15 protein-coding genes and 1 tRNA gene are annotated in these 15,980 nt (G+C 50.7%); 8 read left to right on the forward strand and 8 right to left on the reverse strand.

The window, feature by feature from the left end; all coding sequences use genetic code 11:
- Positions 1-23 precede the first annotated feature (23 nt).
- Both QQL65_RS05305 and QQL65_RS05310 read right to left on the reverse strand, forming a co-directional pair.
- The gene (locus QQL65_RS05305; protein WP_284362578.1) at positions 24-830 is read right to left on the reverse strand and encodes a hypothetical protein; all 807 of its coding nucleotides are present in this window, start codon (positions 828-830) and stop codon (positions 24-26) included.
- Between the two features lie 38 nt (positions 831-868).
- Positions 869-1,552: an alpha/beta fold hydrolase gene (locus tag QQL65_RS05310; protein WP_284362580.1), complete on the reverse strand. Its 684-nt coding sequence runs from the start codon at positions 1,550-1,552 to the stop codon at positions 869-871.
- A 1,080-nt stretch (positions 1,553-2,632) separates the two neighbouring features.
- Here QQL65_RS05310 and rplS point away from each other — a divergent pair.
- Positions 2,633-3,145, forward strand: a complete 513-nt coding sequence (rplS, locus tag QQL65_RS05315; RefSeq protein WP_284362582.1) for a 50S ribosomal protein L19 — start codon at positions 2,633-2,635, stop codon at positions 3,143-3,145.
- Positions 3,146-3,428: 283 nt separating this feature from the next.
- On the opposite strand, the gene putA is transcribed toward rplS, so the two are convergent.
- Positions 3,429-6,992, reverse strand: a complete 3,564-nt coding sequence (putA, locus tag QQL65_RS05320; RefSeq protein WP_284362584.1) for a bifunctional proline dehydrogenase/L-glutamate gamma-semialdehyde dehydrogenase PutA — start codon at positions 6,990-6,992, stop codon at positions 3,429-3,431.
- A 178-nt stretch (positions 6,993-7,170) separates the two neighbouring features.
- Here putA and QQL65_RS05325 point away from each other — a divergent pair, with 178 nt between their 5' ends.
- The gene (locus QQL65_RS05325; RefSeq protein WP_284362586.1) at positions 7,171-7,605 is read left to right on the forward strand and encodes an Lrp/AsnC family transcriptional regulator; all 435 of its coding nucleotides are present in this window, start codon (positions 7,171-7,173) and stop codon (positions 7,603-7,605) included.
- 6 nt (positions 7,606-7,611) lie between these two features.
- Here the strand turns inward: QQL65_RS05325 and rocF are convergent, their stop codons facing one another.
- Positions 7,612-8,550 carry an arginase gene (gene rocF / locus QQL65_RS05330; protein WP_284362589.1) on the reverse strand — a complete coding sequence of 313 codons (939 nt, stop codon included), beginning with the start codon at positions 8,548-8,550 and terminating at the stop codon, positions 7,612-7,614.
- A 149-nt stretch (positions 8,551-8,699) separates the two neighbouring features.
- Here rocF and QQL65_RS05335 point away from each other — a divergent pair, with 149 nt between their 5' ends.
- The gene (locus QQL65_RS05335; RefSeq protein WP_284362591.1) at positions 8,700-9,134 is read left to right on the forward strand and encodes an Lrp/AsnC family transcriptional regulator; all 435 of its coding nucleotides are present in this window, start codon (positions 8,700-8,702) and stop codon (positions 9,132-9,134) included.
- A 59-nt stretch (positions 9,135-9,193) separates the two neighbouring features.
- Here QQL65_RS05335 and QQL65_RS05340 read toward each other — a convergent pair whose 3' ends face one another.
- From QQL65_RS05340 to QQL65_RS05350, 3 genes are all read right to left on the reverse strand, one after another.
- Positions 9,194-9,682 (reverse strand): fasciclin domain-containing protein, encoded by a 489-nt coding sequence (locus QQL65_RS05340; protein ID WP_284362592.1) that lies wholly within the window; start codon positions 9,680-9,682, stop codon positions 9,194-9,196.
- A gap of 113 nt (positions 9,683-9,795) precedes the next feature.
- On the reverse strand, positions 9,796-10,284 hold the full coding sequence (locus QQL65_RS05345) for a fasciclin domain-containing protein (RefSeq protein WP_284362593.1): 489 nt from the start codon (positions 10,282-10,284) through the stop codon (positions 9,796-9,798).
- A 232-nt stretch (positions 10,285-10,516) separates the two neighbouring features.
- Positions 10,517-10,591 (reverse strand) — tRNA-Gly (locus QQL65_RS05350).
- A gap of 253 nt (positions 10,592-10,844) precedes the next feature.
- On the opposite strand from QQL65_RS05350, the gene trxA reads away from it, so the two are divergent.
- From trxA to QQL65_RS05365, 3 genes are read left to right on the forward strand one after another with little or no spacing between them, the layout of a single operon-like run.
- A complete protein-coding gene (gene trxA / locus QQL65_RS05355; protein WP_284362595.1) occupies positions 10,845-11,777 on the forward strand; it encodes a thioredoxin in 933 nt (310 codons plus the stop codon).
- 24 nt (positions 11,778-11,801) lie between these two features.
- Complete coding sequence (locus QQL65_RS05360) at positions 11,802-12,461, forward strand: LON peptidase substrate-binding domain-containing protein (protein ID WP_284362596.1); 660 nt, start codon at positions 11,802-11,804, stop codon at positions 12,459-12,461.
- Positions 12,461-12,676 carry a Trm112 family protein gene (locus QQL65_RS05365; protein ID WP_284362597.1) on the forward strand — a complete coding sequence of 72 codons (216 nt, stop codon included), beginning with the start codon at positions 12,461-12,463 and terminating at the stop codon, positions 12,674-12,676. The genes QQL65_RS05360 and QQL65_RS05365 overlap by 1 nt, the downstream gene beginning before the upstream one ends.
- A 15-nt stretch (positions 12,677-12,691) precedes the next feature.
- On the opposite strand, the gene QQL65_RS05370 is transcribed toward QQL65_RS05365, so the two are convergent.
- Complete coding sequence (locus QQL65_RS05370; RefSeq protein ID WP_284362599.1) at positions 12,692-13,915, reverse strand: FAD-dependent monooxygenase; 1,224 nt, start codon at positions 13,913-13,915, stop codon at positions 12,692-12,694.
- A 270-nt stretch (positions 13,916-14,185) separates the two neighbouring features.
- Here QQL65_RS05370 and QQL65_RS05375 point away from each other — a divergent pair, with 270 nt between their 5' ends.
- Positions 14,186-14,524 (forward strand): P-II family nitrogen regulator, encoded by a 339-nt coding sequence (locus QQL65_RS05375; RefSeq protein WP_284362601.1) that lies wholly within the window; start codon positions 14,186-14,188, stop codon positions 14,522-14,524.
- 32 nt (positions 14,525-14,556) lie between these two features.
- The gene (locus tag QQL65_RS05380; protein ID WP_284362602.1) at positions 14,557-15,852 is read left to right on the forward strand and encodes an ammonium transporter family protein; all 1,296 of its coding nucleotides are present in this window, start codon (positions 14,557-14,559) and stop codon (positions 15,850-15,852) included.
- Positions 15,853-15,980 lie beyond the last annotated feature (128 nt).

Genomic DNA, 15,980 nt, shown 5'->3' on the forward strand with positions numbered 1-15,980 from the left:
TATTCCGCACCACGAGGGTTCGTTCACACCTGGTGGGTTGTTTCAAAATGTAAGCTTAAGAAATTACACCGTCCCGCACTTGATGCGGGACCAATTGACCCAAACATCGCGCCATAATGCGCATCAACAAGGGTAGCGACTGGCGAAACTGGCACTTCATTTGCTCTCTTCTGATTAACGGCGTTAAGCGCCATCACCAACTGGCGCTTGTGATTCTCCTCAATCCGCGCTGCCTGCCACTGGCGCGCAGCCGCAGCATCCCAACCATCCGCATCCTGCGGCGCTCCAATTGGCACTAGCTTTGCAAACAGTTCATCACGCTTTTGTTCAACCATATTCGCATCCACAATAACGCGCGCCAGCAACAATTCTTCGCCGCACCAATATGCCGAAGGCGCGCGCAAATAGAGATCAACCAGCGCAAAAACAATTGCCTCAACTCCCTGTTTCTGATCAGCAAATTGCGTACAAAGCGAACCAGCCAAATAGGCAAAATGACTGACAAAATGTACAAATCGATATTCGCCATTGAGCACATCAAATTCTGAAATTCTATCGGCCTGCCGCACAAACTGTTCAGCAATCAAAGGCATCGATGTTTTGGCTTGTAGCTTGCCGCAATCAACCAACCCGCCCAGCATCAGCAATCCATATGACTTGGCTATCGCTCGATCTGCGTCAGCAATCCAAGAAACAATCTGCTCTAGGGCGTTCGCAGCACCTACAGCATCCAAGTTCGCTGTTGCGCAAAATTGATAATACGCGCCGTAAGTCTCTTCAGCATTTTCCTCGCGAAAGCCCGCAAGTATTTCAGATAATCTGTTCGACATTATGCTCTCAAAAATTTAGTTCAGTATCCGCAAAAGCTCTAGCTAGCGGCTTCTATCGTATCTCTAATGATCGCCCGCATCACTTTTGGCTTTTCTATCGGCACATAATGTCCGCAATCTGGCACCACGATCAGTTGTCCGTTCTTTGCGGCATTTGCTTGCGCTTGCATGGTTTCAATGCCTGGCGCGATATCATGTTCGCCCGTGACGCAAATGACGGGACAGTCCAGTTCTGCAAGAAGCTCAAATCTCGATGGACGGGTGTGAAAAGCCCGCACGCCATGCGCAACATGTTCAGGAGAAAGCTGCAACGCCATTTCTTTGGCAGAGACCAAAACATGTTCATCAATATTTGCGGCAAAAAATGACGCCCAATATTTGTCCCATGCGGCTTCCAAACCACAATTTTGAATGAGCTCAATACACTCGTCTTGAAGCTTAGAATCAATGCGCCGCGCCGCTTTTGCACCCACCAAAACCAGTGCCGAAATGCGCTCAGGTGCCAATGCCGCCATTTCCAGCGCACATGAGCCGCCAACCGAATTGCCGACCACAATCAGCTTATCGGAAGAAACCCCCTCGAGTGCTTTGCGCGCCCAATCGGTCAGGTTATCCCCGCAAGCATAAAGCGAAGGCGCGTGTGTATGGCCGGGCAACATATTCAAATGTGCATGCCACATTGAACCATCAAAAGGCAGGGCGTGAAGGAGAACAAGGTCCATAAAGCAATCAGTTTTATCGAACAATTGGCCACACCAGATTGCGGTTCGCTTCGCTTGTCAACTCAACTTAGCAACAATTGAAATGTCGACATCGAATTCAGCATTTATCTCCCTCCCCTTGATGGGGAGGGATCAAGGGTGGGGTGAAACAAAAAATGGACGTCATTCCAAAAAACTTATCCCCGCCCCCAACTCTTGTGCCATCATGTCCTCGTCTTTCATTTAGCCACGCAGCTTGCTGACGAGCGAGAGGTGGTCGGAAGAGCCAGTATGGCTTTTCTTTTGAAAGATGGTGGTGAACAGTGATGACGATGCTGTTTTAAGCCCAAACAAATACGTCCAGTCCGACACCAAGGGCAGCCGTAAGCCGTGATGGGCATTGCTCGTCCATCTCAAATTGATTGCAAGGCGTTATCAACGCGAGCAGCTTGCAAGCGCAGGTAAGGGGATAAAAGGGTGAGCACCCCGGGGCGAATTGTTTGGACGCAAATCCACCACATGCGAGGTCTTTATGGTCTCAGTTTTTATTTGCACAAATCGAGACTTTATAGGCCTCGCATGCTGCAAAAGTTTTTCGCGCCGCCGTTGGTCGCTGCGCTTCCGACCCCGGCACCCCCGCCGGATAACGCTGTTCGCAAAGGCGATGCGGCGGGATTGTTGTTGGGTTAGCATGCCTCGCGGCACTATTTCACTTTTTCGCGCCGCCGTTGGTCGCTGCGCTCCCGACCCCGGCACCCCCCGCCAATTCGTGCCCGATAAAAATACCGAGCAAGCAAGGGAAAAGACGGACGAAACAACTTGCTGTTGAGGACCCCGGCCAACTTTTTGGCCGCGTCCGCGCAGGTGCAACTAATCGCATAGCGCGGTTTTTGCGCGTCATGCGATTAGCGGTGCGCACCGTGAGCGAAAAGAAGCACCCTCAATTCAGCAAAAACGCAACAAACCCATAGACTCTTAGCCCCATTTGCGGTATAGCCCGCCAATCTATTTTGTCACTAAACACCAAGACCGGTGTACCCGCCCCTTCTGGCTTAGACTTTTAGGGACGCTCTGATCGGCGAGAATCAACGGACGAAAAACATGAATATCATTCAACAGCTTGAAAAAGAGCAGCTCGAAGAACTTGCCGCAAAGCGCGAAACCCCAGAATTTTCTCACGGTGATACCGTTAAAGTTTGGGTGAAAATCCGCGAAGGCGAAAAAGAACGTTTGCAGGCCTACGAAGGCGTTGTGATTGCGCGTTCTGGCTCTGGAATCAATGAGAGCTTCACAGTTCGCAAAATTTCATACGGCGAAGGCGTAGAGCGTGTATTCCCGCTTTACTCACCAGTTGTCGACAAAATCGAAGTGCTGCGCCGCGGTAAAGTCCGTCGTGCGAAGCTTTACTACCTTCGTGAGTTGCGCGGTAAATCTGCTCGTATCTTTGAATCAACAAACGCTCGTACAAAGCGTATTCAAGACGGCGAGCGTCAAGCTGCTGCGGATGCAAAAGCAACCCGCGAAGCTGAAAAAGCTGCTGCTAAAGAAGCAGCGGAAGCTGCCAAAGCGGCTGAAGCTGCAGCCACTGCTGAAGGCGAAGCAAGCGCTGAATAATCAGCCCCTTTGCTTCATCGCTAGAATTTATGAAAACCCGGCCATCGCGCCGGGTTTTTTGTTTGCGCATTCGGATACATACGAAACTTATCCCCGCACCAAAAACGCGTGCGATAATGCACCTACCATTTCTAAGACTGTCCAAGACGTGAACGAATATTGGGCAATGAAGAAGTTTTTTGCGGCGTAAGGGTCTTTTCTTTTCGACATTCCCACGACGGCGGCAAAAAAGAAACGGGCCAGTTCAAGAACCGAACCGGCCCGCAAGGTAATTGGAAGGAATTTAGCTGCTCTGTGCCAGCAACGAGGCGTTGCCGCCTGCTGCTGTTGTGTCCACACAAATCGCACGCTCGTGCACGAAGCCAGCCACATCAAAGGGGTTTGTTATCACACTAACAATTGGTCCATCGCGCTTTGCCAATTCATGACGTACCGCCGTGGCAAATTTGCCGCCGCCTGCAAGCCCAAAGCCATCAATATTCAAGTCGCTTAGAATTGAAGGATCAAACTGTCCCTCAATAATCGACAAAGGAGCCCCAACCATTTGCAATTGCGCCATCTGTGCCGAAACGCTTGGTGTCACCACGACAACTTTGTTGCCATAAACCAGCGCAGACTTCGCCAAATCGACCAATGATTCACCAGCGCCAACCAACAGCATTTTGCCACGCGGCGTATAAGACAACCGATTGAACTCACCGGTTGGTCCAGGCAACTCAATTTGCATTTCAATTGCGTCAAACCCAAGCTGTTCCGCAATATCGGCGCGCAACTGTGGTGTGGTGGCTTTCAGCCCTTCAAATGCGTTTTGAATTTGCTGCGCATCGATTGTGGCGGTTTCAACATTCAATTCACGCGCCTTGGAGACGTTGCGGAAGCGATTGAGATAATTCGGGCCACCTGCCTTGGGGCCGGTCCCCGAATAGCCCTCACCGCCAAAGGGTTGCGATCCAACAATCGCACCGATTTGGTTTCGATTCACATAGAAGTTGCCAACCTTAATCTGGCTGCCAATCTTCTCAATGCGGTCATCAACCCGCGTATGCAAACCAAAGGTCAGGCCAAACCCACGCGCATTTACATTTTCAATAACTTGGTCAATCTCACGCGCTTTGAAAGTTGCCACATGCAAAATTGGACCAAAAATCTCTCGGCTAAGGTCTTCGATGCCGCTGACTTTGAACAGATGCGGCGCAACAAAATAGCCTTTTTTGGGCGCATTAAGCTTATGCAGCAAACGCCCTTGCTGTTCCAAATCAGCGCAATAGGCCAAAATCTCAGCCTGTGCATCTTGATCAATCACCGGGCCCACGTCGGTTGCATCATCCCACGGATCACCAAGCGCCAGCGCATCCATCGCACCTTTGAGCATGTCCAACAAATCATCGGCGATATCTTGCTGCACATAGAGCATGCGCAAAGCCGAGCAGCGCTGACCAGCCGATTGGAACGCAGACGCCACAATGTCACGCACAGCTTGTTCAGCAAGTGCAGTGCTGTCCACAATCATGGCGTTCAACCCACCGGTTTCAGCAATCAACATTGCATCACTTGCGGCAGACTTGGCCATTTGCATATCGATCAACTTTGCCACTTCAGTCGAGCCGGTAAAGCACACACCGCCAATCCTCGGATCCCCGGTCAGCGCCGCGCCGATATCACCTGCGCCAGCCGCCAGCAAAAGCGCGTCTTTGGGCACGCCGGCTTCATGCAAAATCGAAACGGCCAACCCGCCCATCAATGGGCTTTGCTCGGCAGGTTTGGCGACAACCGCATTGCCGGTCACCAGCGCAGCAGCCACTTGCCCAGAAAAGATCGCCAACGGGAAATTCCACGGCGAAATACAGACGATCACACCACGCGGATCGCCATTATGCTCCGCCTTCAACGCTTCATTCGCATAGTAGCGCAAAAAGTCGACGGCCTCCCGCACTTCCGCAATACCATCCGCCAAGCTCTTGCCCGCCTCTCTTGTGGCAAGCGCAAAAAACTCGGTGGCGCGCTCTTCAAACATGGTGGCGGCGCGCTTCAATATCCCCGCGCGATCAACCACATCCATTGCCCCCCAGGCTTTCTGGCCCTCCATCGCCACGCCAATAGCAGCGCGCGCTTGATCGGCAGTGACATTCTCAGCAAAGCCAACAATTTCACTTGGATTTGTCGGGTTAAAGATCGGCTGATCCTTAGCCCCATCCCCCAATTGCTTGGACGCCTTCGCCCGCCACTGAAACGGGGCGGCAAACTTGCGACTTTCTTCGTGAATTTGACGGACCGTCACCACGTCTGTGAAATCCCAACCCTTTGCATTCTTGCGACCAACGCCAAATATCTCGCGCGGCAATGGCAAATTCGAATTGTGCGCGCTCGCATGATCCAAATGCGCTGCAATTGGATCGGACACAATAGCCCGTGGTGGAATATTTTTGTCATATGCTTGGTTCACAAAACTCGAATTTGCGCCATTTTCAAGCAAGCGCCGCACCAAATAGGCCAGCAAATCCCGGTGTGCACCGACCGGTGCGTAGATACGGCAACGCGTACCATTTTGCGCCCGCAACACATCATGCAAGCCTTCACCCATGCCATGCAGACGTTGAAATTCAAACCCTTGCCGATCATTACCTGCCATGCGCAAAACAGCCGAAGTCGTATGCGCATTATGGGTTGCGAATTGCGGATAAATTCGGTCTTGCATATCCAAGAGTTTGCGCGCGCAGCCGAGGTACGAAATGTCAGTGTTCACTTTGCGGGTGAACACAGGATAACCCGCAAGACCCATCACTTGAGCGCGCTTGACTTCTGTGTCCCAATAAGCGCCCTTGACCAAACGCACCATGATCTTGCGATCGAGCTTTTCGGCCAATGCGTAAAGCCAATCAAGCACAAACGAAGCGCGCGGCCCATAGGCCTGCACCACAACGCCAAACCCGTCCCAGCCTTCAAGTTCTTTGTGCTTCAAGACCTTCTCGATGATATCAAGCGAGATATCCAACCGGTCCGCTTCTTCTGCATCGATGTTGAGCCCCATCTGAGCAGCGGCCGCGGGTTTCACCAGCGCGATGACACGTTGCACCATCTCATCAACAACCGTTTCACGCTTGATATATTCATAGCGCGGATGCAACGCCGACAATTTGATGGAGATACCTGGGTTCTTGCGCACATCGCCAAAAGTCGATTCTTTGGCCAATCGTTCAATCGCATCCAAATAGGCTTTGTGGTAACGCTGTGCATCTTCTTCAGTGCGCGCGCCTTCACCCAACATGTCAAACGAATAGGTATAGCCTTTGGCAACCGGACCCGCGCCATTCTTCAATGCTTCATTGATGTCCCGACCCAAAACGAATTGAGACCCCATGATGCGCATGGCTTGGCCAACTGCTGTGCGAATAACCGGCGCAGACAAGCGGCGGCTCACTTGGGCGATCGGCTTCATAATGCCAGAGCCCTCGTCATCCAAAAGCGCCGAGCTGACCACCAAACCCAAGGTCGAGGCTTTAACCAAATAGCTTTCGGCAACGCCCAAATGCTTCAGCCAATCCTCATCAACAATTTTATCCGCAATCAAATCATCAACGGTCGGCCCGTCCGGCACGCGCAACATGGCTTCAGCCAAACACATCAAGGCAACGCCTTCATCTGTCGACAGACCATATTCAGCCAAGAAAGTTTCCATCAACCCTTGCTTGGATTGATCCCGCAGCGTCGAAACCAAATTCGCCGCGTCATCAACAATGGCCGCACGGTCGGTCTCTGTCAGCCGGCTTTGCTGCACCAATTGCTCAACGACTTTGCCCTCATCCGGCAGATAGTGTGCTCTAATCTCTTCGCGAATTTTGTCCAACATCGGGCTCCACCCTTAATCTGACTGCAGCCAATATAGCCGCAAAAACAAATAGTGAGGAGATCCTAGCAAATTCCGGACAGCCTATTGTCCCGTTGACAGTGAATTTGGAAGGCTTTCGTCCCGTAGTACATCTATTTTTTGCCTTGTTTGTTCCACAAAAGTAATAGATACAGATCATATGGACCAGATAGACAAGAAAATCGTTCACGCGCTTTCCGCAAATGCACGCCTCTCAATGGCGGAATTGGCAGATAAAGTCGGCTTATCGAAAAGCCCAACCCAGGCGCGGGTGAAAAAGCTTGAACGGGATGGGATTATTCTGGGCTATGGCGCGCGGATCAATTTTGAAAAAACCGGCAGAGGACATATTGCCTTTGTGCAGGTAACACTGAACGACACCCGCGCCGCTGCGCTTGATGCGTTCAACGATGCCGTGCGGCAAACCCCTGAAATTGCGCAATGCCACATGATTGCAGCAAGCTTTGACTATTTATTGAAAGTCAGAACCAAAGACATTTCAGCCTATCGACGGGTTTTGGGCGAAGTCATCTCCGCCCTGCCCCATGTGGCGCAAACCTCGACATTTGTGGCGATGGAAACCGTAAAAGAGTAGCTGGAACTAGCCGGTAGATGTTGGACGGTCAAAGACCCGACGTCCAAAGCCACTTTCGGTCAAAGCCACCAACATGCGCGCACTCTTGCCCCGATCGTCAAGGTAAGGGTTCAACTCAACCAAATCCATCGAGCTCATCAATCCGCTATCGCAGATCATTTCCATCGCCAAATGCGCTTCGCGATAGGTCGCACCGCCTGGAACCGTTGTGCCAACACCGGGTGCAAATTGCGGATCAAGGAAATCCACATCAAGACTCACGTGAAACATCGCATCGTCCGCACGAACCGCGTCCAAAACGCCATTGATTAGCGCAACAACACCGCGCTCATCAATCCGACGCATATCCATTACATTGACGCCACGTTTGAGCAGCAAGGTGCCCTCATCTTCATCAATCGAGCGCGCACCAAATACGTGATAATTCTTTGGATCTACAGGATGAATAGGCTCGTCAAGTACGCCATCAAAGCCGGGTTCACCACAGAACAGAGCGGCAGACATGCCGTGCATGTTTCCTGAGGTTGAAGTGTCCGGGGTATTATAATCAGGGTGTGCATCGAGCCACAAAACATGCAACTTCTTTCCCTGCTCTGCTGCATATTTGGCAACGCCAGTCACTGACCCCATTGAAAGGGAATGGTCACCGCCCATAAATATCGGCGTGGCACCAGATTTTAGAGCTTCATAACCTTGGCGGTTGAGTGCGCGGGCAAAGCCTGCCACTTCATTTTCATGATGGGTCGCGCCTGCCAATTTGAGCGACACCTGGTCCGGTGTCACATCCCCTAGATCGCGCACCTCAACCCCAAGATCGGCTAACGATGTGGCCAAGCCCGCAACCCGCAATGCAGCGGGCCCCATAATACAACCCGAAAGTCCTGCGCCGCCGTCAACAGGCGCGCCGATCAGCGCAACTGACCCGCGTGAAGTATGCTCAACCATAAATGTACCCTAGCTCTTTTTGCCCAGAACTCTTTGTTTCTGGTTATAGCCAGCATAGAACCCAATTGCGTACAACGAATAGATGGAAATATGTGCAAATCTGATATATCCTTTGTCAAAATGCTGCACCAAAATGAGCAAAATGATCAATGGATGACCTCGATAACAAACTAATCTCACTGTTGCGCCACGATGCCCGCACGCCTATTGCAACTATTGCGATGACGCTCAATATCTCACGCGCAACCGCAAAGTCGCGCATCGACCGGCTGGTCGGCACGGGTGTAATTGCTGGCTTTACAATCATCACTGGCTCACCCAGCGATGACAAATCCATTCATGCCATTGCGTTGATTGAGGTGGGAGGACGCAGCGCCGACGCGGTGGTGCGCTCTATGATGGGCCTGCCACAAGTGCGCTCTTTGCACACCACCAACGGCAAGTGGGATCTAATTGCTGAGCTGGAGACCGCAGACTTAATCGAGTTTGATGATGTCTTACGCCGTATTCGTTTGATTGAAGGGGTGTCGCTCACCGAAACCAATATTTTGCTGGCACCGAAAAAATCAAAACTAGATCGATAAAAAGGGCGCTGCTTGCGCAGCACCCTTTTAAAATGCCTCTTCATGCGATGTTGAAGAGCTTAGTCAGATGGCAAAATCACTTTGTCGATCACATGGATCACACCATTGTCTGCCATAATGTCCGCCGTAATCACTTTCGCATCGTCAATCATAACACTGCCATTTTCCACACCAACAGCGAGCAAAATATCGCCGCCTTGCTTAATGGTTTTCACGTGGATCGTACGACCAGGTAACATGTTGGATGTAAATTTACGTGGCAGAACATGGTATGAAAGAATGTCGATCAGCTGTTGCTTGTTCTCTGGCTTCAAAAGCGTTTCCACTGTGCCCGCTGGCAAAGCTGCGAACGCTTCATCAGTTGGTGCAAATACTGTTAAGTTTTCACCATCGGCCAACGCACCGGCCAAACCTGCAGCGCCTGCTGCTGCCAAAAGTGTGTTAAAAACACCCGCTTCTTGCGCTGTTTCCACAATATTACCCGCATAAGCTGCCGGGGCTGAAATAACGCCTAGTCCTAAAACGGCGCTCAAAAGAATCTTCCGCATATTAATCTCCGAAATTGGAATACTGTGCAAATGCGGCCCTATTCAACGAGCTGCCCTCATTTGCTAAACAAAGAAGGCGGCCAGTTGACCGCCCCCATAATTACAATTTGACCTTAGTCAGATGGCAAAATCACTTTGTCGATCACATGGATTACACCATTGTCTGCCATCACATCAGCAGTCACGACTGTGGCACCATCGACCATCACTTTGCCGCCCATCACGGAAACGGTCACTGTTTCATCACCACCCTTTTTCAAGGTTGCTACATCATTCGTGCCCGCTGGCAATTCAGATGATGTAATTTTTACAGGCAGAACATGGTATGAAAGAATGTCGATCAGCTGTTGCTTGTTCTCTGGCTTCAAAAGGGTTTCCACTGTGCCTTCTGGCAATGCTGCGAACGCTTCGTCAGTTGGCGCAAAAACGGTTAGGTTTTCGCCGTCGGCCAACGCACCGGCCAAACCTGCAGCGCCTGCTGCTGCCAATAGTGTGTTGAATGCACCCGCTTCTTGAGCTGTTTCCACAATATTGCCCGCATAAGCTGCTGGGGCTACCGCTACGCTCAATGCCAAAGCTGCACCAATAATTGATTTCCGCATGATGTATCTCCAAGTTCGTTTTCAAAACCCAAACCGTGGGTCACCGTTGCACGATTGACGTGTCGGAGAGGGTTACGGGGCTTTGAGCAAACTGGATCGATAACAAATTTGTTGAAAATCGTGCGTGATCTGTTGCGCGCGCTCATACGTAGAAACGCGCACGCGCGCGGAGCGCGAGTCAGAAATGCGGTATTATTCGCACTTAAAATAGTTCTGCTATTGGGAGAAAATTTGGAGCGGGCGATGAGATTCGAACTCACGACCCCAACCTTGGCAAGGTTGTGCTCTACCACTGAGCTACGCCCGCATCCGTACCAAGCCTATGTGCGTTTTTTTCAACGTGGCTGGTGCGCGCTTATATGCCCAAACCTTTTAGCAATTGCAAGCCATATTTTTCACCTTTTTTGACTCAAACAAAAAAAACCATGATCACGCGGCAAAATTACCCCCGAAATTGAAAATTGATTGGCCCCAAGGCCTAGCCAGCGCCTTGTTTTTGTCGCAAGAAAGAACCAAATTGGCAATCAATCGCAAAACGCAAATTCGATGAATGGAATTCAATGATAACCTCAGATCTTATTAATGGTGCCGCGCCAGCGCAATCAGCGGATCTGATAAAAGATTCGGACACGCAGAATTTTGCGGCAGATGTACTTGAAGCCTCTCAGCAAGTTCCAGTTCTTGTTGACTTCTGGGCACCATGGTGTGGCCCGTGCAAGCAATTGGGCCCAATGATTGAGCGCGCGGTAACAAATGCTGGCGGCAAGGTAAAATTGGTCAAAGTTGATATCGACCAAAACCAAGCCATTGCTGGGCAAATGGGCATCCAATCCATCCCTGCAGTTATTGCCTTTGTTGGCGGTCGCCCGGTTGATGGATTTATGGGCGCGATCCCTGAAAGCGAAATCAACGCCTTTATTGACAAGGTACTTAAGGCTGCCCCCCCTGCTCCAGAAGATCCTGCGGCGCAAATCGCAGCGGCGCTTGAACAAGCTCAGGGCGCAATGGATGCTGGCGACTTTGCCACCGCCTCCCAAATTTACTCGCAAATTTTGCAATTCGATCAGCAAAACGATGAAGCGATTATCGGCATCGCAACGATTCACGTGAAACTTGGCGATAATGACAAAGCACAACAGACATTAATGGCCGTGAGTGAAGAAGGGCAAATGCTTGAAAGCTATCAAAAGCTGAACGCGGCGCTAAATTTGGCGGCGGAAGCTGAAGGGCTTGAAGAAACCGATGCGCTTGAAGCCAAACTCGCTGCCGATCCAGAAAATCACCAAATGCGCTTTGATCTCGCAATTGCTTACAATGCGGCTGGTGACAAGTTAAAAGCTGCTGAAAACTTGGTGGCGATCATCAAAAAGGATCGCGACTGGAATGAAGACGGTGCGCGCACAAAGCTTTTGGAGCTGTTTGAAGCCTGGGGACCGATGGACCCTGCATCCGTCAAAGGCCGTCGCATGCTGTCGGCTGTGCTTTTCAGCTAAGCCCTTTTAAGGTAATATATCTTTATGGGCTCTTCAAAAAACGACAAGCTTGTCGCAACAAAAACGGTCTCACTATTTCCACTTGAAGGCGCGCTGTTATTTCCGCGCGCTGTGCTGCCGCTCAATATTTTTGAACCGCGTTATTTGCAAATGGTCGACGATGCTTTTGCCACCAATCGACTGATTGGCCTCATCCAGCCACAAAACGATGGTGATGAAGCTGACAAGCCAGAGCTTCAATCCATCGGCACATTGGGTAAAATCACCCACTTTGAAGAAATCGAAGAAGATCGCTACATGATCGGTTTAACCGGACTTTGCCGGTTTGCGCTTGAAAGCGAGCAAGACCAATCCGGTTTGCCTTATCGCGTGGGCAACATAAGCACCTCAGCCTTCAAAACCGATTTGATTGCCGGTTTCGGCGAAAACAATATTGATCGCGCCCGCTTTGTGAACTTGCTGCGCTCTTACGCTGAATTTGCAGATTTTGAATTGGATTGGGACGAGATCAACGAAGCTGGCTTGGAAGATCTGATCAACACATGTTCGATGGCCAGCCCATATGCAGCGCGTGAAAGACAAGCCCTATTGGAAGCTGAGACGTTGGCCACCCGTGCTGAAATGCTCATGGCGTTTGCTGAGATCGAAATGTCGCGCCAAGACGCCAACATCACCATGCAATAATGACCAAGCAATCTCCAAAACTTGACCCAAAGATGCTGGAGATGATGGTGTGCCCATTCACCAAGACCCGGCTCGAATGGTCAAAAGACAAAAGTGAATTGATATCCTATGCCGCGCGGCTGGCATTTCCAATTCGCAACAATGTGCCTCTGTTGATATTGGACGAGGCGCGACAGCTCAATGACGAAGAGCAGCGTAACCCCAATCAGAAATAATTTGAAACCAAGCCGCTAGATCGGCCGCCCGCTGAGCAAGCGCGGGCCATTGCTTTGGGCAGCGGCAGCATGCCCAATGAAGGCATTTTTGAGAATGGGTAGTCGATCCACCACCCCAAGCCCAAAGTCGCGCAACACCCGAAGCGGAGGCAAATTGTTTGAAAACAACTTGTTTAGTCCATCGGTTGCAACAGCCATTAGGCCAATATCAACCCGGCGCCACTTCTCATAGCGCTCTAATACGGCTTCGTGACCAATATCTTCGCCGTGCCGCATGGCGAGGATTAACACTTCAGCCAAAGCCGCCACATCCTTGATACCCAAATTCATGCCCTGCCCCGCAATCGGGTGCACCACATGAGCAGCATCGCCGATAAGCGCAACTCGATTAGCGAAAAAACTCTTGGCAATTTGCAACTTCAAAGGAAAGGCCTGCAATGGCGCTTCCACTGTGACCTTGCCAAAGCTTGACCCCATACGCTTTTCAATTTCCCTCGCGACAGCATCCAAATCCATATCCAAATATTGCTGAACATCTTGGCTACATTCCGTCCAAACCAAGCTCGAGCGTTTGTTGGGCAGAGGCAAAGTGGCAAAAGGACCTGCGGGTAGAAAATGCTCGTAAGCGATTTGATGATGATCTAGTTCGTGCGCAAAAGTCGTCACGATACCTGACTGTTTATAATCGTGCCCAACGGTGCCAATTTTCATCCGCTCACGAAGGGCAGAACGCGCGCCATCTGCGGCGATCACCAAACTGGTTTCGATCTGCGTGCCATCTTCCAACGTCACATCCACATGCGAAGCTTCAAACTCAAAGTCTGTGGCGGGGTTTGGCGCAAAAATCTCAACACCTGATTCTTCAACAGCGTCGATCAACGCTTTCAACGTCACACGATTAGGCACCATATGCGCAAACGGCTTGCCCGGTTTCACATCACCTTCGAATTTAAGGAACAAGGGGCGGAAAATATCCGCATCATCACTATCGGTGATTTTCATGCCCTTGATGGGTTCGGCTTCGCTCGTCATTTGATCCCAAACGCCGAGCGCCTCAAATACCGATGTGACCCCCAGCGCCAAGGCCGAAGAGCGCTCATCCTTGGGGACCACCAAGGGGCGCACATCATTAATGGCAACCCGCATTTCAGGCGAGAATCGTTTTAGCGCTAACGCCATGGTCAAACCCACTGGCCCTGCCCCAACAATCATCACGTCAAATTTTGCTGTCTTCGCCATCATCATTTCTCGCAAATCATCTGTAGTGCATTCTAATCTCTTTCCCTGCACGGGCAAGAACTGCTTTGTCGCACGCTGTTCATTTTTTAGTCACTGATTTGATTCTGCACATAAATTAATCATTAGTGAAAATGCGTAGCTGCAGACCAATTGAGTCTTAGATCCCGATTCAAGCAAAAGATTCAACAATTTAGATAGTTACAATTCAGTTTGGCACGCAACTTGTTGGGTAAGGGGCAGGAAAAACGCCGCTTGCAAAGGATTTTGCTCATGAAACTACTCGCTGCAATCATCAAACCCTCTCGCTTGGACGCTGTGCGCAATGCCCTCAGCGCCAAGGACATTCATGGCATGACCGTCACCGAGGTGCGCGGTTATGGTCGTCAAAAAGGCCACACAGAAATTTATCGCGGCGCCGAATATGCCGTGAACTTCATCCCAAAACTCAAAGTGGAAGTCGCAGTAACTGCCGATCAACTCAGCGAAGTGATCGACTTGGTGTCTGAAGCCGCTCGTTCGGGCCGCATCGGTGACGGCAAGATTTTTGTTCTCGACTTGGAAGACGCAATCCGCATCCGCACAGGCGAACGCGGCACGGAAGCACTTTGAACCCATTGAAGGACATTTTGGAGGTCCAAAAAATGATCAACAATAAGAAAAAAACAATCCTAGCGCTCGCCGTACCAACAATGTTGGCAGCACTAAGCGCACCGGCATTTGCTCAAGAAGCAGCGCCTGAATATATCAATATCTTTAACACCCTGCTCTTCTTGGTGGGTGGTTTCCTTGTCATGTGGATGGCCGCTGGTTTCGCCATGCTTGAAATGGGCTTGGTGCGTCAGAAAAACGTATCCATGCAGGGCTTGAAAAACATCGCGCTTTATTCAGTTGCCGGCATCATGTTCTGGTTCACTGGCTACAACCTTATGTATACAGGCGTTGATGGCGGCTTCATGGGCAGCTTCGGTTGGTACAATTTCCCAGCGCCAGGCGCCGATGATGGTAGCGCAGGCTATTCAGTTGCCTCTGATTGGTTCTTCCAAATGGTGTTCTGTGCCACAACAGCTTCAATCGTTTCAGGCACATTGGCCGAGCGCATTAAGTTCTGGCCGTTCATCATCTTCACTGCAATCCTAACTGGTATCCTTTACCCAATCACTGGCTCTTGGCAGTGGGGCGGCGGCTGGTTGGCTGAAATGGGCTTCTCAGATTTCGCTGGTTCAACATTGGTTCACTCTGTTGGTGGTTGGGCTGCTCTTGCTGGCGCACTTATCCTGGGTGCTCGTGCTGGACGTTATGGTCCAAATGGTGAAGTAACACCAATGCCTGGTTCATCTATCCCACTTGCAACATTGGGTATGTTTATCCTGTGGCTTGGTTGGTTCGGCTTTAACGGCGCATCTCAACTTGCTTTGGGCACCATTGCTGATGCTGGCGATGTTTCACGCATCTTTGTAAACACAAACCTTGCTGCTGCTGCCGGTGCTGTGACAACAATCATCTTGCTACAAGTGATCTACAAAAAGATCGACGTGACCATGGTCATCAACGGCGCTTTGGCTGGCTTGGTTTCCATTACAGCTGAACCACTTGCACCAAGCGTACCTGCTGCATTGTTCATCGGTGCCATCGGTGGTGTGATCGTGATCTTTGCTGTGCCATTGCTCGACAAACTGAAAATTGACGACGTGGTTGGTGCGATCCCTGTTCACTTGCTTGCAGGTATCTGGGGCACATTCATCACTCCACTTTCAGGTTCAGGCAACTACGGCACACAAATCGTAGGCATCGTTGCCATTGGCGCCTTCACAATGATCCTTTCAGGTGTGATCTGGTTTGTCCTTAAAGCAACAATGGGTATCCGCGTATCCGCTGAAGACGAAGCGCTTGGGCTTGATAAAGCTGAAGTGGGCGTTGAGGCATACCCAGAGTTCTAACACTCAAACCCCTCCCAAATCTGTCAATTGTGTGAGCGCATATTGACAAGAAACTGGGCCCAGCGGCATTCCCGCTTGGGCCCATTTTTCTGTCAAAAGTTAGCCACAAATTAACCATGGCGATCTAG

Origin of the sequence: Maritalea porphyrae, from assembly GCF_030159895.1 — a bacterium.
In the GTDB taxonomy this organism is placed as follows: domain Bacteria; phylum Pseudomonadota; class Alphaproteobacteria; order Rhizobiales; family Devosiaceae; genus Maritalea; species Maritalea porphyrae.